This is a genomic window from Streptomyces sp. NPDC088746, assembly GCF_044751065.1.
In the GTDB taxonomy this organism is placed as follows: domain Bacteria; phylum Actinomycetota; class Actinomycetes; order Streptomycetales; family Streptomycetaceae; genus Streptomyces.
Map to the genome: position 1 here is coordinate 501948 of NZ_JBIVLA010000004.1, position 19682 is coordinate 521629.

Here is a 19682-nt window from a genome sequence, read left to right on the forward strand (position 1 = left end):
ACACCTACACCGCACCCCGAGTACCAGACCTCACTTCGCCATGCCCGAAATCAGTGAAGGAGTCACCCTTGAGCAACGCACAGACGGGGCCCGGGGCCGCGACCGGGGGGAGAACTCATCCGACCCCCACCCTCCGGTCGAAGCGCAAGTCCCTCCTCGCCAGCACGATCGGAAACGTCCTCGAGTGGTACGAGTGGAGCGCCTACGCCGTCTTCGCACCCTTTATCGCCACAGCCATGTTCAACACGTCCGACCGGGTGTCGGCGCTGCTGTCGACGCTGGCTGTCTTCGCTGTGGGTTTCCTCATGCGCCCGCTGGGCGGCATCGTCTTCGGGCGGGTCGCCGACAGCCGCGGCCGCAAGTTCGTACTGGTCACCACCATGCTGATGACGGCCGGCGGAAGCCTCGTCATCGGGTTCATGCCCACCTACGCGTCCGTGGGGGCCTGGGCCTCGCTCATTCTCCTGCTCGCCCGCATGGCGCAGGGGTTCGCCCACGGCGGTGAGTCGGCAACGGCCAACACCTACGTCGCGGAGATCGCGCCGAACGAACGCCGCGGACTGTGGGGAAGTATCGTGTTCGTCGCGATCTTCGGTGGCTCGGCCGTCGCCTACTCGGTGGGCGGGGTAGTGACATCTGTGCTGTCCGACAGTGAAGTCGCCCAGTGGGGCTGGCGCATACCCTTCGTTCTCGGCGCGTTTCTCGCTCTCGCGGCCCTGTACCTGCGCCGCAGCATGGACGAGAGCGAGGTGTTCTCCGACCAGAAGTCGGTTGATGAGCCACCGCCGTTGCCGAGGAAGCAGGTGGTCCGCTCCATCCTGCTCGTCATCACGATGACCTCGGGCATCACCGCAGCGCACTACACCTGGACTTCGTACGTCTCGACGTACGCCATCGCACAGAAGGGCATGGACGCAGGTGTCGCCTACTGGTGCTCGGTCGCAGCCCAGTGCATCGCCCTGATCACCCTCCCTCTCTGGGGCCGCCTCTCCGACAGGATCGGACGCCGCCCACTGATGATCACGTTCGCGGTGCTGATGGTCGGCCTGCAGATCCCGCTCACCCAGATGATCGCTTCGGCAGGCTGGACACTCCTCGTCGCGTCCTCCCTGGCTTTGGCCATCGTGGCCATCCCCGGAGCGCTTCTGTCCGCAACCATGTCGGAGAACTTTCCGACGCGGGTGCGTACGCAGGCCATCGGCTTCTCCTACTCCGTCTCCGTGGCCGTCTTCGGAGGCACCGCACCGTACCTGAACCAGCTCTTCATCGAACTCGGCGCGGCCAGGCTCTCCAGCCTCTACATCATGCTTTTGTGCTCTTTCACGGGCATCGCGTGCTATCTCATGCGGGAAACGAAGGGCATTCACCTGAAGGACGCTTGACCTCATGTGTGACGACCGCTGATCCGGGAGCCGAGCACGCGCTCATTCCCGGCACCGTTCGGAGGCCGCCTGTACAGGTCATCTCCGTCGACGACGTGCGGCCGGCCTCCTCAGCAGACGCCGTGCCGCCGTTGAGGCAGGCCAGGGTCGGACGTTCAGACCGGGCGGGTTGCGCCTTCGGACGCTCAACAGCACCGGGCTGCTTCCGTGCCCGTCAGACCGGGACGAGCCCGAGTTCAGCACAGGCGTTGCGGAGTGTCTCAAGGCCGAAGGCCGCGGTGGGACCCACGACGCCAGGGTTCACATCGGCATGGGTCGCGATGTGGTGGGCGGCCCATGCGATGAGTTCGCCCGTCAGGCTGTAGGGGTTGGGGCCTTCGAGGTGGATTTCCGCGAGCGGGGCGCTACCCGGAATACCTGAGGAGGCGACGGCGACGACCTGGGAGGGGATGCGGTCGCGCATCGCGGCATCGGGGCCGCCGGATGGGCCGATGAGCAGCGGGCGGGTCAGGGCATCGGTCAGTTTGCGGCCCGCGGGAAGATGCGCGGTGGCGTTGGCGAGGGCTGAGTACATGGAGAGAGGGCGGCTGAGTTCGGGGAACCAGCCGTTGTAGACGGTGACGTCCTCGATCGACGGGAACTCCTGGGGCAGAAAGAGCACTTCGGTTCCGGAGACGAGGAAGGCGGACTTTCGGCGGCCGCGGACGGTGAAGCGGTGGACCCGGGATGCGGTGCGTTCCTCGGTGAGTCGGTTCCGATGCCAGCGTGTGGAGGGAAGGGTCATGCCGTCGCGCATGGTGGTGCGGGTGCCCTGGCTGATCCCGCGCCAGATCGGGCCGGTGGCGAAGTAGCCGACGTCGAGCGCCCGCACAGCAGCGCCGGCCTCGCTTGCGGCAAGGGCTCCGGCGAGTACGCCTGGGACGTAGTCGTAGCCGAAGGCGGGCAGCATCACCGCCCCGGTCTCCCGCGCACGTTGGTGGTGGCGGTCGTGCAGGGTGCGGACGAATCCGACTTCGCCGGTGGAGTCGATGTAGTGGGCGCCTGCGTCGGCGGCGGCCTGCGCGATCGGAATGCCGAAGCGTTCAAAGGGGCCGACCGTGGTGATCAGGACGTCTGCGGTTTGCAGATGCTTTTGGAGGCTGGCGGGATCGGTGGCGTCGACGACCAGGTGGTCCAGTCCGCCGGCACGTTGGGCAAGCGCTGCGAGGGCTGCGGGGTTGCGTCCGGCAATGGTCGGCTTCACACCTCGGCGCAGTAGGGCGCTGAGGACGAGGTCGCCTGTGTATCCGGTGGCGCCCAGAAGAATGATGCGGCTGGTCATCGATTGTCGTCTTCCTTTGTGCAAGTTCCTGCGGACGCGGGACATCGGCACGACGGCCTGTTCGAGCGGTTCTCCCTGATGGTCGGCGGACACCGCCGGCGTCACTGACCGGTCGTGCGGTCTCTCGGCGATCGGTGCGGGGCGCCCAGGAGCGGGTGTGTGCGGGCTACGGCTTTGGCGATGAAGGCGAAGGAGCGGGAGGTGTGGGGTGCGTAGATCAGACGCAGGGTGTCGGGCCGCGTGGGCTTGGAGAGGACGGGTTTGCGGTGGCTGAAGGTGTCGAAAGACGTTCTGCCGTGGTAGGCGCCCATGCCGGACTCTCCTACACCGCCGAACGGCAGGTTCGGGACTCCGAGGTGGATCATCGGTGCGTTGTAGACGAGTCCTCCAGAGGAGGTCCTGTCCGCCAGTGCTCGCCGGGCTGCCTTGTCGCGGGTGAACGCGTACAGGGAGAGGGGCTTGTCCCTGGCGTTGATGAAGTCAATTGCCTCGTCAACGTCGCGCACGGTCAGAATGGGGAGGATCGGTCCGAAGATCTCCTCGGTCATTACGGCGGCGCTGTGCGGTACGTCGATCAGCACAGTGGGCGCGATGTAGCGCTCCTCCACATCGGACACGCCTCCTGCGAGGAGGTCGCCCTCGGCCATGAGTCCGCTCAGACGCTGGAAGTGCCGGTCGTTGATGATGCGCCCGTAGTCGGAGCTGGTCCGTGGATCTGGTCCGAACATCTCCCGGATCGTTCCCGGGAGCGCCGACAGCAGGGAGTTCCGGGCGGATGGGGTGACCAGGACGTAGTCGGGTGCGACGCAGGTCTGCCCTGCATTGGTGAACTTGCCCCATGCCAGTCGGCGCGCCGTGGTGGCCATGTCGGCCGTCTCGTCGATGAAGGCGGGTGACTTGCCGCCCAGTTCGAGGGTGGTCGGGGTCAGGTTGCGTGCCGCTGCGGCAGCCACGATCCGGCCGACCGTGCCGTTCCCGGTGTAGAAGATGTGGTCGAACCGCTGCTCGAGCAGCAGTGTGGTTTCCTCGACCGCTCCTTCGACGACGGCGACCGCCTCCGTGTAGCGGGGCAGGAGGCCGGCAAGCAGGGCGCTGGTTGCTGGGGCGAGCTCGCTCGGCTTGACGACGGCTGCGTTTCCGGCTGCCAGTGCGCCGACCAGGGGGTTCAGCGTCAGAGTCAGCGGATAGTTCCAGGGCGCAATGATCAGGCACACGCCGAGGGGTTCGGTATGGATGCGGGCGGTGGCCGGTTTCAGGTTCAGGGGTACTGCGACCCGTTGCGGTTTCATCCACCTCTTGAGGTAACGCAGGGCGTGATCCACCTCCGCCAAGACTCCCCCGATCTCGGTGAGATGAGACTCGGTCCGCCCTTTACGCAAGTCGTCGTAGAGAGCCTTCTCGATGGACCGGGTGTGGTTCGTCAGAAGGCTCCGCAGGCCGCGGAGCTGGCGTAGCCGCCAGGCGGCTGGCCGGGTGACGCCTGTGTCGAAGGTGGCCCGCAGGCGTATGACAGTCTCCGGGATTTCCTGATGCTGCTGGGTAACGGATGGGGCGGTGCCGGTCATGGGTGCGCCTTCCGGGTGAGGGTGGGCCGGGTCCGTACCGGCAGTCCGCAGGCGATGCGAGGCCGGTGCACGAGCTGGGACTACAGCGGGGGCAACCGCGTCGCGCCTCGCGGACTGTGCGAACGCTGCCTTGAGAGCTGCCCGCTGAGTCTGCTCGGCTACCGTGCCGCTGCCTTCATGTCGGCGACGAGTCGCTCAGCAAGGCGCTCGGAGGACGGCGGGTTCTGCCCCGTGTACAGATTGCGGTCGACCACCACGAACGGGCGCAGTGGCAGGCGGGCCTTGACGTAGTCCGCGCCGCTCTCACGCAGTCGGTCCTCCAGCAGCCACATGGCCTTGCGGCCGAAGCTGTTGAATTTCTCCTCCAGGTTCGACAGCCCGGTCATCCGGTAGCCGGTGAACGGCCACGACCCGTCTTCGTTCTGCGATGCGAACGCCGCCGCCGGCGCATGGCACAGCAAGGCCAACGGCTTGCCTGAGGCGAGAACCTGTGTGATCAACGCGCCCGAAACCGGATCGACGGACAGATCCTCCATCGGGCCGTGGCCACCCGGGTAGAACACCACGTCGAAGTCGTCCGGGTCGATCTCATCCAGCGGCTGCGGGCTGTTCAGCTCGGCCTTGATCGACTCCAGATAGGAGGACACTTCGCGCAGCTTTGACGGCCAGCCCGCAGTACGCGACATGCTCAATTGGTCCAGCGTCGGGGCCTTCCCGCCGGGAGTCGCAATGGTGATCTCCCACCCCGCCTTGGTGAAGATCTTGTGCGGCATCGCCAGCTCCTCACCCCAGAACCCCGAGGGGTGCACCTCCCCGTCCCTGAGCGTCCAGCGGTCAGCTGCCGACACCACGAAAAGCACCTTGGTCATCGTCGTCTCTCCCTCCTGCCGAGACAGCTCCGCTACCGACTCGGTGGGCACATCCATTGATATCCGGTGAGGGCCCCAAACCATCATCTGCCGACGGAAGGGCTAGGGCGACCGGTCACTACTGCGGAGACCGCACACCCATCCCGCCGTGGCAGGGTACGTCACTTGTGGCACAGGCTGCCACCCTTGACACTGATAGCCTTATGGAATGAGGGAGACCACCAAACCCGGCCTGCGCATGAAGACCCGCCAGGCCGTCACAGAAGCCCTGGCAGACACCGCCCTCGAACTCTTCGACACCTCCGGCTTCGACCAGGTCACCGTTGCCGACATCGTCGCGGCAGCAGGAATCTCCCAACGCAGCTTCTTCCGCTATTTCAGCAACAAGGAGGACGTCGTCTTCGGGAACCGCGTCCCCACCGCCGAGGACGTCCGGGGCGAGCTGACCCAGCACCTCGATGAGAACCCGGTATGGGACGCGTTGTGTGCCACCTTCCGGGCTGCCGCGCACCAGATGGACGCCGACACAGGACGCTGGAAACGGGCCACCCGCGTCATCTGCCATACACCAGGCCTGCGCGCGCGGTACCTGGAGAAGCACCTGGCGTGGACCGACGCCCTGGTACCCGAGATCGCGCCGCGGATAGATCCCGGCGGGTCCGAAGCCGGACTGAAGGCCCAGACGATGGTCGCCATCGCACTGGGTTGCTTCGACGTCGCCATCACGCGCTGGGTCGACAGCGACGAAGAGCAGTCACTAGCCGCTCTTATCGATGAAGTGTTCGGATTTGTGCAGATCCCCCACCTCTGACCGAGCGGGCGACTTCGAGCCTCCGCTGACGCCAGAACAGCGGCAGCATCGGCGCAGGGAAGGCGCCCCCCGCGCCTGGGTTTCCCGCGATCACCACGAGCAGCATCACCAGGCCGGTACCGACGACGCCGAAGAGGCCCTGAAGGGGCGAGCGCGGCGGCACCGACCGCGAAGATGAGCAGCACGCCGAGCCCCACAGCGCCATCGCGCAGCCCGGCAGGGCCTGCAGGATCGACCCGGCGATGATCGCGTCCCCGAGCCCGCCGTATCGATACCAATGCCAGGGTGCCTCTGAGCCTCGTCCAAGGTGGAGGTGAGCGTGCCCAGCGCGACAGGCGAGGCCCTCCCACCCCCAAAGGCGACCAGCAGTGTGTCGGTGGTGCCGACTGAGGCAGCACGAGCCCCCGGTTCATGATCTGCTGCCGCGCCTCCGCTTCATCCGGCATTGCCCGCGGATCCAGCGGAGAGCCCGACAGGCCCTCAAGACGGGTCACCGTCCGCCCGACAGGGCGGTCGCAACGCTCGGGGACGTCGGGCGATCGCGCAGGCGTCAGACGCCCGAACCTGCGCGGGGCCGACGTCCTCACACGACGGGCGGCTAGAAGCTGTCCTCCCTCAGCAGCGGCGGGGACGACACCCTCGACCCTCACTCACTGAAGGCAATCGCTCAAATACACCACACCGCAGTGTTGACGGTGCATACATAGGGAAGCTACAGTCATGTATGCGCCGTAAACATAAGAGTGAATGAGGGATTTTCGCAATGACATCGGCACAGAAGGACGCAGTCAAGGTCGACCTGGGTGACCGTTCGGTCACGGTTCCGAAGGGTGGCCTGTACGACCGGTACCGCATGAACCCGGATCTCGATGAGATCGCGCGTGACCCCCGCGTCAGCGGCGTCGACTTCTTTCGGCAGCTCCCCAAGATCAAGGTCGACTCCCCGATCGGCCCCACGCTCACGCCGAACTTCTACTACACCCTTTCGACTGCTCGGCTCACCATGCTCGCCCCGTCGCGCGCGATTCGCACCCGGCTGCCCGCAGAGCTGGCGCCCCTGGAGGTCGCACCGGGGCTCGGGCTGGTATCGGTGATGTTCTTCCGCTACGACGTGTGCGACATCGACTTCTACACCGAAGCCGCCGTCGGCATCGCAGTCAAGCCCGCGCGGCACGGCAAGTTCGGCTTCTTCGACCTCGTCGCCGGACTCAAGAACGAACACCTCGACTCCTACGTGCTGTCGCTGCCCGTCAGCACGGAGATCGCCCAGGTTCGCGGTCACGATGGCTACGGCTTCCCCAAGTGGGTCACTGACCTCCAGGTGGACATCGACGACCGTCGCACGACCGCCCATGTGGCCAACGATGGCGGCGGGACGGACCTGTCACTCCTGGCGAACACACCGAAGCAGACGGCATACCCGAGCGGAGAGCGCGTCGGATCGCTCACCTCGTACACGTCGATCAACGGCGCGTGGCACTCCACCCTGAACCAGACCAATGTGCTGAACGCCGGTACGACGCGGGTCCCGCGCGACGTCACCCTTCACGTAGGGGAAGGCCGTATGGCCGACGACCTGCGCTCGCTCAAGCCGATCAGGACCATCCAGTTCGACGTCATGACCGAAGGCCAGGCCGCCCTGCACATGCCGGTCCCCACCTCGGTCCAGAGCCGGAACAAGTAGCAAGGAGCTTCTGTCATGGTCACCGAACACGCCAACCGCCCTACCCGCGTCCGCGGCGTGGGACTTCCCGCCTCCGTGACTCCCGCCCTGCTCGAGCGGCTGACAGCACGGGTTTCGGCCGCGCCGGATGCTGCGCGGGTCACCACCACCGCCCCCTATACCGGTGTACCGCTGGCCGACCTGCCGGTTTCCACACCCGCTGAGGTCGAGGCCGCGTTCGCCCGCGCCCGAACTGCGCAGAAGTCCTGGGCTGCCACGCCCATCAGCGAGCGCAAGAAGATCATGCTGCGCTACCACGACCTTGTGCTGGCCCGCCAGGACGAGGCACTGGACCTGATGCAGGCCGAGAACGGCAAGACCCGTCGCGATGCGTTTCTCGAAGTGGTCGACATCGCGATCACCTCCCGGTACTACGCTCGCAACGCCGCGAAGTACCTGAGCCCCAAGCGCCGCCGCGGGGCGATTCCGCTGCTGACCCACACAACAGAGCTGCGCCACCCGAAGGGTGTTGTCACGGTCATCTCTCCGTGGAACTACCCGCTGAGCATGGCGGCCAGCGATGCCATTGCGGCTCTCATAGCCGGCAACGCCGTGGTGCAGAAGCCCGACACACAGACCGCGCTGACCGCACTGTGGTCGCTCGACCTGATGTACGAGGCCGGGCTGCCCGCCGACGTGTGGCAGATGGTGGTCGGCCGGGGCAGCTCCATCGGCGGCGCGCTGATGGAGAACGCCAACTACATGATGTTCACCGGCTCAACTGCCAGTGGACGCCAGATCGCGAGCGATGCCGGCCGACGCCTCATCGGCGCCTCTCTCGAACTCGGCGGCAAGAACCCGATGATCGTCCTCGACGACGCCGACATCGACAAGGCTGCCGACGGCGCCGTCGCTGCCTGCTTCCCCTCCGCCGGTCAGCTGTGCGTCTCCATCGAACGCCTGTACGTGGCCGAGTCCATCCGCGACGAGTTCGTCGCCGCCTTCACCGCCCGCACCAAGAACCTCAAAATCGGCGCCGCGTACAACTACAGCATCGACGTCGGCAGCCTCACCACCCCGTCTCAGCTGAAGACCGTCACCGAACATGTCGATGACGCCGTCGCCAAGGGCGCCACCGTCCTCGCCGGAGGCAAAGCTCGGCCGGACCTGGGGCCGTTGTTCTACGAGCCGACCATTCTCACCGACGTCACCCCCGACATGACGCTCTACGACCACGAGACCTTCGGCCCGGTCGTCTCCATCTACACCTACCGCGACGTCGACGAGGCAGTTGAGAAGGCCAACGCCACCCCCTACGGCCTCAACTCCAGCGTCTGGAGCGGCAACGGAGCACGCGGTCGTGCCGTCGCAGCCCGCGTCCATTCCGGGACCGTCAACGTCAACGAAGCCTTCGCCGCCGCCTGGGGCAGCATCGACGCACCGATGGGCGGCATGGGCGACTCCGGACTCGGCCGTCGCCACGGCGCCGACGGCATCCTCAAATACACCGAACCCCAGACCGTCGCCCACCAGCGCGTGCAGGGGTTCTACCCGCCGGCGCGCATCTCCCCCGAAAGCTGGGCCACGCTCCTGACCGGGGCGCTGAAGGTCATGAAGGCAGCCGGCCTCCGCTGAACGGCGGCTGCCATACGGCCGTGGCCGTGACCAGGGACACGGCACGAAAGGAGGGCGGCCCGTCCCCGCGACAGGATCCGCCCTCTTCGCCTGCTCCGCCTCCGACAGCACCCCAGGGGTCGCCGGGTGCGCGGCGCGGCCGGGTATCCACCAGGCATGCTCGACGACATCGAGCCGAAGACTGCGAAGTCCCCCCTACGGGGCGGGAAAAGCCACATGGCCCGACACCCGTTGCCGCTCCGCCGGGTCACCACGAGACGTACAACCACACGACCTGCATGTTCTCAGGGCCTCCGCGTCAGCAGCCGAGGTGCGACTGGAAGAACGTGGTCAACGGGGCCATCACCAGCACCTCAGATGCTGAGGTGCCCGGGTGCTCCACCTGCTGGAGACATCCGGGCACCGTGGTGACGAAACATGCTCAGTGGCTTGCGGCGTCCTGCCTCTTGCTCAGCCAGGCGCGGTAGCTTCGCACGGCCTGTCGCTGCTTTCGCTGCTCGGAGACCAAAGCGACAGCGGGGTGGGTACCGGGCCTGGGGCTGCCACCGCGGGCGATTCGACGCATCAGGTGACGGACCCGCGCCATGCTGGCAGCCGAGGCAAGGGCCTTGTCGGACCAGGTCACCGGCTCCATCAGGCGGTCGGCCTCGCGGTGGACCTTCCAGCGTTCAGGCAGGTCCGGGGTGACGGCGAGGGCGGTGCCCATTCCGACGACCGCGACGCCGCTGTCGAGGACGCGTTCGGCGGTGTCGCGCCGGGTGATGCCTCCGGTGAGCATCAACGGCAGCGGGCTCGTCTTGACCAGGTCCTTCGCGAGGTCCAGGAAGTAGGCTTCACGGGCCTGCGTGCGGCTATCGGCGGGGCGGCCGGTCATCGCGGGGCTCTCGTAGCTGCCGCCGGACAACTCGACCATGTCCACGCCGAGCGGCTCGAGCATCTCGATCACCTGCCGGGCATCGTCGGCGTCGAAGCCTCCGCGCTGGAAGTCGGCGGAATTGAGCTTCACCGCGACCGCGAAGGACGGTGAGACAGAAGCGCGCACGACACGGACGATGTCCAGCAGCATCCGGGCCCGGTTCTCGAGCGACCCGCCCCACTGGTCGGTGCGCTTGTTGACGAGGGGAGACAGGAACTGCGACAGCAGATAGCCGTGCGCCGCATGGATCTCCACACCGTCGAACCCCGCCTTCTCCGCACGATGGGCTGTGACCGCGAAGCGGGTAACCGTCTCGTCGATCTGCCGGGGGGTCATGGCGGTCGGACGGCCGAAGCGGCTGCTGTGCTTACCCAGAGAGACGCCTATGTCTGACGGGCCCCAGACGACGCCCGGCATGCCGGATGCCACCTGGCGGCCCGGGTGGTTGATCTGCATCCAGATCGCACCCCCACCGGACTTGCCGGCCTTGGCCCACTCGGTGAACGGCTCCAGCGGCGCTTTCTCATCGAGAACCACGCCGCCGGGCCCGGTCAGCGCCTCGGCGTGCACCATGACGTTGCCGGTGATCAGCAGCCCGGTTCCACCAGCGGCCCAGCGCCGGTACAACGTCAGCAGCTGCCGGCCGGGAAGCTGGCCCTCACCGGCCATGTTCTCCTCCATGGCCGCCTTGGCGATCCGATTGGGCAGCACCTGGCCTGAGCGCAGGAGCAACGGCGAGAACAGCTCACTGGTCATCCGAGTTCCCTCTTCCGTCTCAATCACTTATGATGTATGCACCGTTCACATTAAAGGAATGATGTAAGCGCCGCACACATAAGGGAGTGTGACCTGTGTCTCAAGCAAATGGGTATCACCACGGAGATCTGCGCATGGCCTGCCTGCGTGCAGCGAGAGAGCTGCTCGAAGAGGACGGCAGCGCCGGTCTGTCGCTGCGTGCGGTCGCCCGGAGGGCAGGCGTGTCCGCGACAGCGCCCTATCGCCACTTCGCGGACCGTGACGCGCTCGTCTCCGCGGTCGCAGCGCAGGGGTACCGCGAGCTCGCCGAACATCTGGCCGGCGCCCATCCCGCGCCCTCCACCCCCGAAGATCTCGCTGCGGTCGCCGTGGTCTACGTGCAGTTCGCGCTCGAGCACCCAGCTCTGTTCCGGGCCATGTTCGCCGAGCCCTGCGACCCCACCAGTGAGGAGCGGGTCGCGGCGACGGCCGTTATCTCGGAGTACGTCCAACGCATCGTCCGTGACGCCTTCCCCGGCGCGGATGATGCGGGGGCACTGCCAACCACCGTATGGGCCCTCGTGCACGGTCTGGCGTTCCTGCACCTGGATGGCAAGCTCGACAGCTCGAGCCCCGCCGTGGTCGCCGAGCAGGTCCGGGCCGCGGTGTTCGCGCTGTTCTCCGTATCGCCGGCGATGTCACAGGCGGAAGCGGCGCCATCCACGCAGATGACCGCATAGGCCATCTGCCACCTGCGTGCTCTGTCAGCGGTAGGTGAGCAGATGGCGCTGCTCACCGGCGAAGTGGGCGTGCTCGTTGAAGGTCAGGAGACTGGTCCCGGATCCACCGACGGCGAGGGTGGTGACCGAGGCGTTGACGGTCACGCGGTTGAGGGCGATGACGCCTTCGCTCGGCAGTGACAGCAGTGCGCCGCACAGTGCGGCGAGAACACCACCCGAGGTGACGACGACTGCGTCGCGCCCCCGACCGAGCTCCGCGGACAGCGCGGTCAGAGCGGATGCTGCCCGCCCGGAGAAGGCGGCCCAGGCTTCGATGCCGGTCGGGCTCGGGTCCTTCATCCACGCCGCAAGGGCCTGATCCAGCAGGTCCTGGACGGAGGACTGCGACTGGTGGGACGCCGGGGCATAGCGGGCCAGCAGGTCGAGGTGGTCGTATTCGTTCCAGCGCGCGTCCTGGTTGAGTGGCTGCTGGAATCCGGCGGCTTCCGCGATCAGGCGGGCGGTGTCGCGCTGGCGGGTGAGTGTGCCCGAGACGAGGTGAGGATCGCGCAGGCCACGGCGGGCGAGTTCCTGGCCGACGGCCGTGGCCTGGGCTCGCCCCGGATCGGACAGGACGTCGTAATCTTCCGAGGCGGCGGAGGCCTGGCCGTGGCGAATGAGGCAGATGAGCGGCATGGGCGTTACTCCCGTTCGTCCTGTCAGGTTCCGGGGCTGCGGCGGATGATCGAACGGCAGCGGTGATCGAGGTAGTTGACGGCCAGCCAGAGGTTGCGGAAGGCCGGGTTTCGGGTCTGCTTGTGGTGATAGCGGTAGTAGATCTGCTGGGCGATCACGGCAAGTCTGAACAGGCCGAAGGTCTCGTAGAAGGGCCAGTTGTCGGTGGGCAGCCCCATCCGGTCGCAGTATCGTTCAACGATCTCAGCTCTGGTGAGCATGCCGGGCAGGTGGCTGGGCTGGCGGCGCGTAGCGCGGGCCAGGCGGTCGTCATCCGCCTGGATCCAGTACGCGAGAGCGCTGCCGAGGTCCATCAGCGGGTCGCCCAGCGTGGCCATCTCCCAGTCGAGGACGCCGGTGATGCGCAGGTCCGTCTCGTCCAGGACGAGGTTGTCCAGGCGCCAGTCGTTGTGAATGACGCGGAGAGCCAGGTCGTCAGGCTGATGGTCGGCCAGCCAGGCCGTCACGTGGCGAAAGCTGGGCGTGTTCCAGGTGCGGGCCTGTGCGTAGCGGCGGGTCCAGCCGTCGATCTGGCGGCGGACGTATCCGTTGCCTCTGCCGAGGTCGCCGAGTCCCGTTGCGGCAGGGTCGACCTGGTGCAGATCGGTGAGGGTGTCGACGAACGCTTCCGACAGGGCCCGTGCTCTGGCGGGTGGGAGTGCCATGCCTTGCGGAAGCCGGCCACGAAGGATGAGACCGGGAACCTTGTCCATGACGTAGAAGTCGGTTCCGATGACGGAGGGGTCCTGGCACAGTGCACGGACGGTCGGAACAAGGGGGAAAGCGGGCTTCAGCGCCTCTTGCACGCCGTACTCGCGCGCCATGTCGTGGGCGGTGGTTGCTTTCTTGCCTGCCGGTGGGCGGCGCAGGATCAGTTCTGTGTCGATGTGCGGGTAGCGCAGCAGGTAGGTGAGGTTCGACGCGCCTCCGGTGAACTGGACGACATCGGGGGGAGGTCCGGCAAGTGAGTCCATCTGGCGGGTAAGCCAGGCGTGGACACGCTCGACGTCGAAGGCGTCCTCGGTACGGACCGCACTCTGGTGGGTATCGTTCATCAGCTCACCTTGGCCACGAGTCGCAGGGGTAGATGGCGCATGAGGAACCCCATGGGGACCCAGGGCCAGGCGGGGACCTTTGCTTCGTGGGGCTCGCGTTCGATTGCGTGCACCATGCTCTTGACCCCCTTTTCGGCCGAGGCCATCAGCGGTGTCTTCGCAGCACCTGCGCTCAGGTCAGTGGCGATGTAACCCGGGTGGAGCGTAGTGACTGCGATCGGCGTGCGGGTGGCGGTCATCTCTGAGCGGATGCCTTCGGCGAGCGCCGAGACACCGGCCTTGGTGGCCGCGTACGTGGTCAGGTTGCGGGGCAGTCCGCGCATTGCACTCATCGAGGAGACCACCACGAGGTGACCGTTGCGCTGGGTACGGAAGATCTCCATGGCGGCCTCGCACTGGGCCAGGGCAGCGGTGAAGTTGGTCTGCGCGGTCTGCAGATTGGCGTCGAACCGTCCAGTTCCGATCGGTTTCCCCTTGCCGAGCCCTGCGTTGACGATGACTCGGTCCAGACCGCCCAGGTCTTCGTGCGCAGCGTGGAATACGTCGAAGACCCGCTGGTGGTCGTTGACGTCCAGGCTGTGCACGGACACCGTGATGCCTGGGTGGGCGGCGAGCAGTTCCTCGCGAAGCGCCTGCAGTCGGTCGGTGCGGCGGGCGCAGAGTGCGAGATCACGGCCGAGGGCGGCGAAAGTGCGGGCCATGCCCTCGCCGAGGCCTGAGCTCGCCCCCGTGATGAGTATCCTGCTCCTCTTGGTCACGCTGCTTTCCCCTGCTCCTGCGGGTCCTGGGCTCTGATCTGCGCTGTCATGCGCCGCCATCTCCTGGCTGCCCGCGCGTCCGCCATTCGCGGCAGCAGACGTTTCATGCAGAGAGCGCGCCGGTCCTCGGGGTGGGTGAGGACCAGGAAGCGTTCCTGGGATACCGCGTCGACGATCTGCTTCGCCACCTGTTCGGCGGTCGGCCTGGCGCTCTGGATCTTCTGGTCGGCATGGTGGGCCAGCTGTCGGTCAGGGCTGTGCAGCCCGGTCCTGAGGTCGGTTCGAACGTAGCCCGGACAGATGACGGTGGTGCGGATACCGAACGGGGCCAGTTCCTGGCGGAGTGTCTCGGACAGGGAGATGACGGCAGCCTTTGAGGCGTTGTACGAGGCCATTCCGGGCGTGTTCAGCAGACCTGCCGCAGAGGCGATGTTGACGATGTGCCCGCTGCCCTGGCGCTTGAACAGAGGGATGAGGGTACGGCATCCCTGGGCAGCGCCCTTGAGGTTGATGTCGAGGATCCAGTCCCAGTCGTCGGCCTGGAGACGCTCCACGCGCCCGACCGCCATCACCCCGGCGTTGTTGACCAGCATGTCCAGGCCGCCCCAGTTGTTCTCGCACCAGCGAAGTGCGTGTTGCCAGTCGCCGGGGACGCGGACGTCGAGGTGGATGTATGAGACGCCGCCAGACAGGCGTTCGGTCGGCTGGATCCGGTCGGCAATCAGGACGCGGTCTCCGGCTGCGGCGTACCGCTCGGCCAGGGCCCGGCCGAGCCCGGAGGCTCCGCCGGTGATGAGGATGCGCTTGCTCACTCTGTCTCCCTGGTGCGGTACTGGCCGAGTTCGGCCCGGGCAACGACGCCGAGGTGTACCTCGTCGGGGCCGTCGGCCAGGCGCAGGGCACGGGCGGCGGCCATAGCCGAGGCGAGGGGGAAGTCATCGGACAGGCCGGCGCCACCGTGGATCTGGATCGCCATGTCGATGACGTCACAGGCCATCGCGGGGACGGATGCCTTGACCTGAGACAGCTCGCTGAATGCGCCGGCTGCTCCGTCGGTGTCCAGCAGCCAGGCAGCGTGCAGGACTTGGAGCCGCGCCTGGTTGATCGCGATCCTGGCCTTCGCTATGCGTTCACGGTTGCCACCCAGGTTGCTGAGGGGTTTCCCGAAGGCGGTGCGGGACACCGAGCGCCGGCAGGCCAGCTCCAGGGCGTTCTCAGCGAGGCCTATCAAACGCATGCAGTGGTGGATTCGCCCAGGGCCGAGTCTGCCTTGAGCGATCTCGAAGCCGCGGCCCGGTCCGGCGATCACTGCGTCCAGTGGGAGCCGGACGTCGGAGAAGGACACCTCGCCGTGACCGTAGGGCTCATCGAGATAGCCGTACACCGGCAGCATGCGCTCGATACGCACGCCCGGAGCGTCGAGCGGCACCAGCACCATGGAGTGCCGCATGTGGCGTGGCGCCTGCGGGTCGGTCAGCCCCATGAAGATGACGAACTGACAGTCCGGGTGCCCGATGCCTGTACTCCACCACTTGCGCCCGTTGAGGACGACCGAGTCACCGTCGACGCAGGCCCTGGCGTCCATGTTGGCCGCGTCGGAGGAGGCCACGTCCGGCTCCGTCATGCAGAAGGCCGAACGGATTTCGCCACGCAACAGCGGTTCCATCCATCGGCGGCGTTGTTCATCACTTCCGTAGTGCAGCAGTACCTCTGCGTTACCGGTGTCAGGCGCATTGCAGTTGAAGATCTCCGGTGCGATCAGCGAGCGCCCCATGATCTCGGCCACTGGCGCGTACTCGAGGTTCGTCAGACCGGCGCCGAGGGTGGTGTCAGGAAGGAACAGATTCCACAACCCGGCCGCTTTGGCTTTCGCCTTCAGTTCGTCGATCACCGACGGGATGGACGCCCAGCGGTCTTCCTGGTCCCGCAGCGCGGTGAGGTACTCCTGCTCACGCGGCTGGACTTCTGACGTCATGAACGCACTGACCCGCTCAATGTACTGGCGTGCCTTGGGCGAGTGTTTGAAGTCCATGCGCTTCCCTCCTGTCGAGCATTGCTTAGTAGTGCGGGCGGCCGTTAACCCTGCCTGCATCCTGAGGGCAGAACTCAGCGGCGCCCGATGGCGAACTGCTCCATGACCTGCTCAAGGCTGTGCACGAGCAGGTCGACCAGCTCGTGTGTAGTGACGACCTCGTCCGTGGCGCCGATGGCCATCTCCTCCGCCATGGCCAGCCAGCCGCGCACGGCCAGCCGGTGCAGCGCGGTGGGGGCTTGGACTCCAGCAGCTTCCAGCACTCGGTCGGTCAGGGTGCGCCGGTTGTCCTCGAAGACCTCCAGCACGAGCTCGTCGCCACCCGCCGCAGCCCGCACTACTGCTACGTAGTTGTTCTTGCGACGCTGAACGAACGACACGAACCCGTCAATGATGCCGCGCACCCGTTCCGTCGGTGTGCCCTCATCCGGGGCTTTGGCGTGCAGCAGCAGCCGGCGCCCGCCCGCTTGGACCACCTCGACGTAGTAATCCCGCTTGGTCGGAAAGTAGTGGAAGAGCAACCCTCGGGAGATGCCCGCCTCGGCAGCCACTTCGTCGATAGACATCTCGTGGATGGGACGGGTGGTGAGCAGGCGCAAACCAATGTTGATCAGCTGCGCCCGGCGCTCCTCCGGCTTCAGCCGTACGCGAGAGGGCACGGACTTCGTGGTCATGCCCGTCACGCTAGCTTGTTGAGCGATGCTCGACAAGACTATTGAGCATTGCTCAGCAGAGTCTCCTCCTCCCCATACCGGCACGGACCGACGCTCCTCTCGCACAAGGCAGAACAATGTTGACGCCGCACACAACGATGACCTAATGTACGCAGTGTACACATTAGGTCATGAGGCGATTCGCCCCACGGACCGGGCCTGGCCTGGCCTGGCAACACTCGGGCGATTCTTCGCTGGGTTCCCTTACCGGCACCAGTCGCCCCAGGGCGGTCGCCAGCACCTGAAAGGAGGCGGACGCCATGACTCTTCGCTATTACGAGGTCAACGTCCCCATGCGCAACGCCGCCGGCGCCTGCGGCGTGCACGTCTTCACCGGAGAGGCTCACAGCAGCAACGCCGCCATCCGGATCGCACACGACACCTACCGCGCAGCACACGACGCGCAGCAGACCGGGCACAGGGCCCGCAACGAACGGCCGGGCGGCTGGGGAGCTTGCGGGTACCGCCCTGGCTGGGAGCTGGACTGGCGTGCCGCGACTGCCAATCCCTGGACCTCTGAGTACGACCTGCGCCGTGTCAGCAGCGTGAGCGCCACATAGGGCCCCGGGCCCCCTCCGGCCCGGCTGCGAAGCTCTCGACCGGCATTCCACACCGAAACGACAGCCCTCTGAAGGTCTGTACCCACTCCCCCTGCCGGCGCCTGCTGCGTCCTGGGAAGCAGGCGCCGGTGACTTCGCACGAGCGTCGCGGAACCCACCGACATGGCCCAGTGGCGCCCTCGTCAGCGTCGGCAAGGCCATCAGCGCCATGAACGCTCGCTCCTACGCGCCTTGAAGGTGGGTGCTCCCCTCGCGGATCCCTGGGAGCGGGATCTGGAGGCGTTCGCGTAGACCGCTGTCTCCGGATTTCCCAATCTGTTCCTCATGCACGGCCCCAATACCGGACTTGGCCACAACTCCGTCATGCATGCCATCGAGGCCCGGATCGTACATCCTGGGCCCCCTCGACTGGAGCGAGGTCAGTGGGGACAGGATCCTCGATGTCTCTGCCGAGGCCCAGGCACGGTACGTGGGGGAACTCCGGGAGCACGGCAAGGGCACGGTCTGGCTCGGCGGCAGTTGCAGGAGCTGGTACATCGATCCGCGCAGCGTCCGTCTGACCCTGATCTGGCCGGAGCTCGCGCACGAGTTCCGGTACCGGAACGGCTCTCTCGACCCGGCCCCGTCCATGACCACCGAAAGCGGCGCGACTGCGTAACCGCAGAGAGCATCTCAGTGAGCCTTCCCAGGCGGGGGCCACTGATCAGGGGTGACGCCGGTGAGATCGCACCAGCGGCAGGACGGGGAACCCAGGCTCCGCTCCCGGACGTTGAGGAAGATGTTCGAATCTCAACCCGCAGGCACAGGGACCTCTTGGTTCCCTGTCCTGTCGCATTCGGCCTGCCTGGGGCGGAATCCCACGTTTGGCCCTTCAAGAGGTGCGGGACGGTTGCGCCTGGTGCAGCTGGTCTCCAGTGGGGGCGAGGGGTCAGCCGAGGAGCTCGGTGATGCCCTCACGGTAGGAGGTGATGGTGAAGCCGGGAAAGCACGTCATGAACTTCGAGGCGTCGAAGATGTTGTCACCGCGATAGCGCGGCAGCAGTTCCTGGACCTCTCCGAGCGGCCCGATGAAGCGACCGCCGATCCTGAAAGCGGCCAGTGGCAGCACGGTGTACCGGATCTGGCGATCGGTGACCTCGCCGGCGATTCGGATCATCTCGGCGTAGGTGAGACGGTTCGGGTCGACGGGCAGGTGCCAGGTCTGGCCGTAAGCGTCCGGGGTGTTGCCGATCAGCGCCATGGCCCGGCTGGCGTCCGGCGTCCAGATGAGGGACCGGACAGTCTTCGCACTGACAGGGACGAGTGGCCGCTTGCCCGCCCCGATCCGGTCGAAGACGAACGAATTGGTCAGGCTCTTGGTCTTTCCCGGCCCGTAGAACTCCGGCGCCCGGCAGATGACGGCGTCGATGGATCCTGCGCTCATCGCATCCTGCAGCATGGTCGCCAACTGCGCGCGCACCCGGCCCTTGCGGCCGTTCGGCTCGAAGCCAGTCGACTCGGACTGCGGGACGGTTGTACCTGGGTACATGTAGGTGTTGTCGAAGAACACAAGCTTGGTGCCGTACTTCGAGCAGGAGTCGATGACGTTACGCATCATGGTGGGGAACTGCTGTTCCCACAGCTGCGAGTCCATGGGCAAACCCACGGTCAGGTAGGCGATCTGGCTGCCCTCGACGGCCCGGGCCGTAGCCTCGGGGTCCGTCAGGTCGGCCTTGACCAGTTGATCGGTCTCGTGGATCTTCGTGGGGTTGCGGCTGACCAGCCGGATGTCGTGCGTGAAGTTGCGGTACAGCTCGCGGGTGAGCTCTTCGCCGATCGGCCCGTTGGCGCCCAGGACGGTCTGCATGGGAATCATCTCTCTTTCATGTCTACTTGATGCCCGGAAGGTGCTTGAGGATCTTCAGGCCCGCGGATGCGAGGCGTGCGTAGCGTCCCGGGTCCACTCCGTCGGGTGCTCCGGCCGGGAGCGCGGGCTCGACGGCGGTGCTCTGGGACTCGGTGTACTCCAAGATGCCGTGCTCGCCGTGACGGCGTCCCAGACCAGAGGCCTTCATGCCTCCCATGGGCGCGTCAACCGAGCCCCACGCTGCGACGTAGGCGGGGTCCACAAGTCCGTGCGCGTGCACCTCCGTCGCGTTGTCGATTCGGTGAGGATCGCCGGTTCGCATTGCGCTCACCCAGAGTGACCTCGACCACGTCCTGGTGCCTTGCGG

19 protein-coding genes are annotated in these 19682 nt (G+C 66.5%); 7 read left to right on the forward strand and 12 right to left on the reverse strand.

The annotated features are described in order from the left end of the window. Positions 1 to 68 precede the first annotated feature (68 nt). Positions 69 to 1382, forward strand: a complete 1314-nt coding sequence (locus tag ACIP63_RS21185; RefSeq protein WP_401517653.1) for an MFS transporter — start codon at positions 69 to 71, stop codon at positions 1380 to 1382. Between the two features lie 214 nt (positions 1383 to 1596). Here ACIP63_RS21185 and ACIP63_RS21190 read toward each other — a convergent pair whose 3' ends face one another. The 3 genes from ACIP63_RS21190 to ACIP63_RS21200 form a co-directional block, all read right to left on the reverse strand. Beyond that, entirely contained in the window at positions 1597 to 2703 is a 1107-nt protein-coding gene (locus ACIP63_RS21190; protein ID WP_401517656.1) for a saccharopine dehydrogenase family protein, read from the reverse strand. A 101-nt stretch (positions 2704 to 2804) separates the two neighbouring features. Continuing rightward, a complete protein-coding gene (locus ACIP63_RS21195; RefSeq protein WP_401517658.1) occupies positions 2805 to 4268 on the reverse strand; it encodes an aldehyde dehydrogenase family protein in 1464 nt (487 codons plus the stop codon). Positions 4269 to 4426: 158 nt separating this feature from the next. Continuing rightward, a complete protein-coding gene (locus ACIP63_RS21200; RefSeq protein WP_401517660.1) occupies positions 4427 to 5137 on the reverse strand; it encodes a type 1 glutamine amidotransferase domain-containing protein in 711 nt (236 codons plus the stop codon). Positions 5138 to 5345: 208 nt separating this feature from the next. On the opposite strand from ACIP63_RS21200, the gene ACIP63_RS21205 reads away from it, so the two are divergent. The 3 genes from ACIP63_RS21205 to ACIP63_RS21215 all read left to right on the forward strand — a co-directional run bounded on the left by ACIP63_RS21205 (position 5346) and on the right by ACIP63_RS21215 (position 9246). Beyond that, positions 5346 to 5948 (forward strand): TetR family transcriptional regulator, encoded by a 603-nt coding sequence (locus ACIP63_RS21205; RefSeq protein ID WP_401517661.1) that lies wholly within the window; start codon positions 5346 to 5348, stop codon positions 5946 to 5948. A gap of 763 nt (positions 5949 to 6711) precedes the next feature. Further along, positions 6712 to 7632 carry an acetoacetate decarboxylase family protein gene (locus ACIP63_RS21210; protein WP_401517663.1) on the forward strand — a complete coding sequence of 307 codons (921 nt, stop codon included), beginning with the start codon at positions 6712 to 6714 and terminating at the stop codon, positions 7630 to 7632. 15 nt (positions 7633 to 7647) lie between these two features. After that, positions 7648 to 9246, forward strand: coding sequence for a succinic semialdehyde dehydrogenase (locus ACIP63_RS21215; RefSeq protein ID WP_401517666.1), 1599 nt, complete (start codon positions 7648 to 7650; stop codon positions 9244 to 9246). A gap of 421 nt (positions 9247 to 9667) precedes the next feature. On the opposite strand, the gene ACIP63_RS21220 is transcribed toward ACIP63_RS21215, so the two are convergent. Then, the gene (locus ACIP63_RS21220; protein ID WP_401517668.1) at positions 9668 to 10918 is read right to left on the reverse strand and encodes an NADH:flavin oxidoreductase/NADH oxidase family protein; all 1251 of its coding nucleotides are present in this window, start codon (positions 10916 to 10918) and stop codon (positions 9668 to 9670) included. Between the two features lie 134 nt (positions 10919 to 11052). Here ACIP63_RS21220 and ACIP63_RS21225 point away from each other — a divergent pair, with 134 nt between their 5' ends. Continuing rightward, entirely contained in the window at positions 11053 to 11637 is a 585-nt protein-coding gene (locus tag ACIP63_RS21225) for a TetR/AcrR family transcriptional regulator (protein WP_401517670.1), read from the forward strand. A gap of 24 nt (positions 11638 to 11661) precedes the next feature. Here the strand turns inward: ACIP63_RS21225 and ACIP63_RS21230 are convergent, their stop codons facing one another. The 6 genes from ACIP63_RS21230 to ACIP63_RS21255 all read right to left on the reverse strand — a co-directional run bounded on the left by ACIP63_RS21230 (position 11662) and on the right by ACIP63_RS21255 (position 16870). After that, positions 11662 to 12312, reverse strand: a complete 651-nt coding sequence (locus ACIP63_RS21230) for a histidine phosphatase family protein (protein ID WP_401517671.1) — start codon at positions 12310 to 12312, stop codon at positions 11662 to 11664. Between the two features lie 23 nt (positions 12313 to 12335). After that, on the reverse strand, positions 12336 to 13406 hold the full coding sequence (locus ACIP63_RS21235; RefSeq protein WP_401517674.1) for a phosphotransferase family protein: 1071 nt from the start codon (positions 13404 to 13406) through the stop codon (positions 12336 to 12338). Next, positions 13406 to 14164 carry an SDR family oxidoreductase gene (locus ACIP63_RS21240; protein WP_401517677.1) on the reverse strand — a complete coding sequence of 253 codons (759 nt, stop codon included), beginning with the start codon at positions 14162 to 14164 and terminating at the stop codon, positions 13406 to 13408. The genes ACIP63_RS21235 and ACIP63_RS21240 overlap by 1 nt, the downstream gene beginning before the upstream one ends. Continuing rightward, positions 14161 to 14976, reverse strand: coding sequence for an SDR family NAD(P)-dependent oxidoreductase (locus ACIP63_RS21245; protein ID WP_401517679.1), 816 nt, complete (start codon positions 14974 to 14976; stop codon positions 14161 to 14163). Before ACIP63_RS21245 ends, ACIP63_RS21240 begins: the two co-directional genes overlap by 4 nt. Next, positions 14973 to 16196 (reverse strand): acyl-CoA dehydrogenase family protein, encoded by a 1224-nt coding sequence (locus ACIP63_RS21250; protein WP_401517682.1) that lies wholly within the window; start codon positions 16194 to 16196, stop codon positions 14973 to 14975. Before ACIP63_RS21250 ends, ACIP63_RS21245 begins: the two co-directional genes overlap by 4 nt. 74 nt (positions 16197 to 16270) lie before the next feature. Next, positions 16271 to 16870: a TetR/AcrR family transcriptional regulator gene (locus ACIP63_RS21255; protein WP_401517685.1), complete on the reverse strand. Its 600-nt coding sequence runs from the start codon at positions 16868 to 16870 to the stop codon at positions 16271 to 16273. 299 nt (positions 16871 to 17169) lie between these two features. On the opposite strand from ACIP63_RS21255, the gene ACIP63_RS21260 reads away from it, so the two are divergent. Further along, a complete protein-coding gene (locus tag ACIP63_RS21260) occupies positions 17170 to 17469 on the forward strand; it encodes a hypothetical protein (protein WP_401517688.1) in 300 nt (99 codons plus the stop codon). A gap of 367 nt (positions 17470 to 17836) precedes the next feature. Beyond that, complete coding sequence (locus ACIP63_RS21265; protein WP_401517690.1) at positions 17837 to 18127, forward strand: hypothetical protein; 291 nt, start codon at positions 17837 to 17839, stop codon at positions 18125 to 18127. Positions 18128 to 18397: 270 nt separating this feature from the next. Here the strand turns inward: ACIP63_RS21265 and ACIP63_RS21270 are convergent, their stop codons facing one another. Beyond that, a complete protein-coding gene (locus ACIP63_RS21270; RefSeq protein WP_401517693.1) occupies positions 18398 to 19315 on the reverse strand; it encodes an NAD-dependent epimerase/dehydratase family protein in 918 nt (305 codons plus the stop codon). A 22-nt stretch (positions 19316 to 19337) separates the two neighbouring features. Further along, positions 19338 to 19523 (reverse strand): hypothetical protein, encoded by a 186-nt coding sequence (locus ACIP63_RS21275; RefSeq protein ID WP_401517696.1) that lies wholly within the window; start codon positions 19521 to 19523, stop codon positions 19338 to 19340. Positions 19524 to 19682: the final 159 nt, after the last annotated feature.

What these genes read in the sequence shown, in the direction of transcription:
- ACIP63_RS21190 (WP_401517656.1), bottom strand. Translation starts at nt 2,703, where the DNA reads ATGACCAGCCGCATCATTCTTCTGGGCGCCACCGGATACACAGGCGAC.
- ACIP63_RS21195 (WP_401517658.1), bottom strand. Translation starts at nt 4,268, where the DNA reads ATGACCGGCACCGCCCCATCCGTTACCCAGCAGCATCAGGAAATCCCG.
- ACIP63_RS21200 (WP_401517660.1), bottom strand. Translation starts at nt 5,137, where the DNA reads ATGACCAAGGTGCTTTTCGTGGTGTCGGCAGCTGACCGCTGGACGCTC.
- ACIP63_RS21205 (WP_401517661.1), top strand. Translation starts at nt 5,346, where the DNA reads ATGAGGGAGACCACCAAACCCGGCCTGCGCATGAAGACCCGCCAGGCC.
- ACIP63_RS21210 (WP_401517663.1), top strand. Translation starts at nt 6,712, where the DNA reads ATGACATCGGCACAGAAGGACGCAGTCAAGGTCGACCTGGGTGACCGT.
- ACIP63_RS21215 (WP_401517666.1), top strand. Translation starts at nt 7,648, where the DNA reads ATGGTCACCGAACACGCCAACCGCCCTACCCGCGTCCGCGGCGTGGGA.
- ACIP63_RS21220 (WP_401517668.1), bottom strand. Translation starts at nt 10,918, where the DNA reads ATGACCAGTGAGCTGTTCTCGCCGTTGCTCCTGCGCTCAGGCCAGGTG.
- ACIP63_RS21225 (WP_401517670.1), top strand. Translation starts at nt 11,053, where the DNA reads ATGGCCTGCCTGCGTGCAGCGAGAGAGCTGCTCGAAGAGGACGGCAGC.
- ACIP63_RS21230 (WP_401517671.1), bottom strand. Translation starts at nt 12,312, where the DNA reads ATGCCGCTCATCTGCCTCATTCGCCACGGCCAGGCCTCCGCCGCCTCG.
- ACIP63_RS21235 (WP_401517674.1), bottom strand. Translation starts at nt 13,406, where the DNA reads ATGAACGATACCCACCAGAGTGCGGTCCGTACCGAGGACGCCTTCGAC.
- ACIP63_RS21250 (WP_401517682.1), bottom strand. Translation starts at nt 16,196, where the DNA reads ATGGACTTCAAACACTCGCCCAAGGCACGCCAGTACATTGAGCGGGTC.
- ACIP63_RS21255 (WP_401517685.1), bottom strand. Translation starts at nt 16,870, where the DNA reads ATGACCACGAAGTCCGTGCCCTCTCGCGTACGGCTGAAGCCGGAGGAG.
- ACIP63_RS21260 (WP_401517688.1), top strand. Translation starts at nt 17,170, where the DNA reads ATGACTCTTCGCTATTACGAGGTCAACGTCCCCATGCGCAACGCCGCC.
- ACIP63_RS21265 (WP_401517690.1), top strand. Translation starts at nt 17,837, where the DNA reads ATGCCATCGAGGCCCGGATCGTACATCCTGGGCCCCCTCGACTGGAGC.
- ACIP63_RS21270 (WP_401517693.1), bottom strand. Translation starts at nt 19,315, where the DNA reads ATGCAGACCGTCCTGGGCGCCAACGGGCCGATCGGCGAAGAGCTCACC.
- ACIP63_RS21275 (WP_401517696.1), bottom strand. Translation starts at nt 19,523, where the DNA reads ATGAAGGCCTCTGGTCTGGGACGCCGTCACGGCGAGCACGGCATCTTG.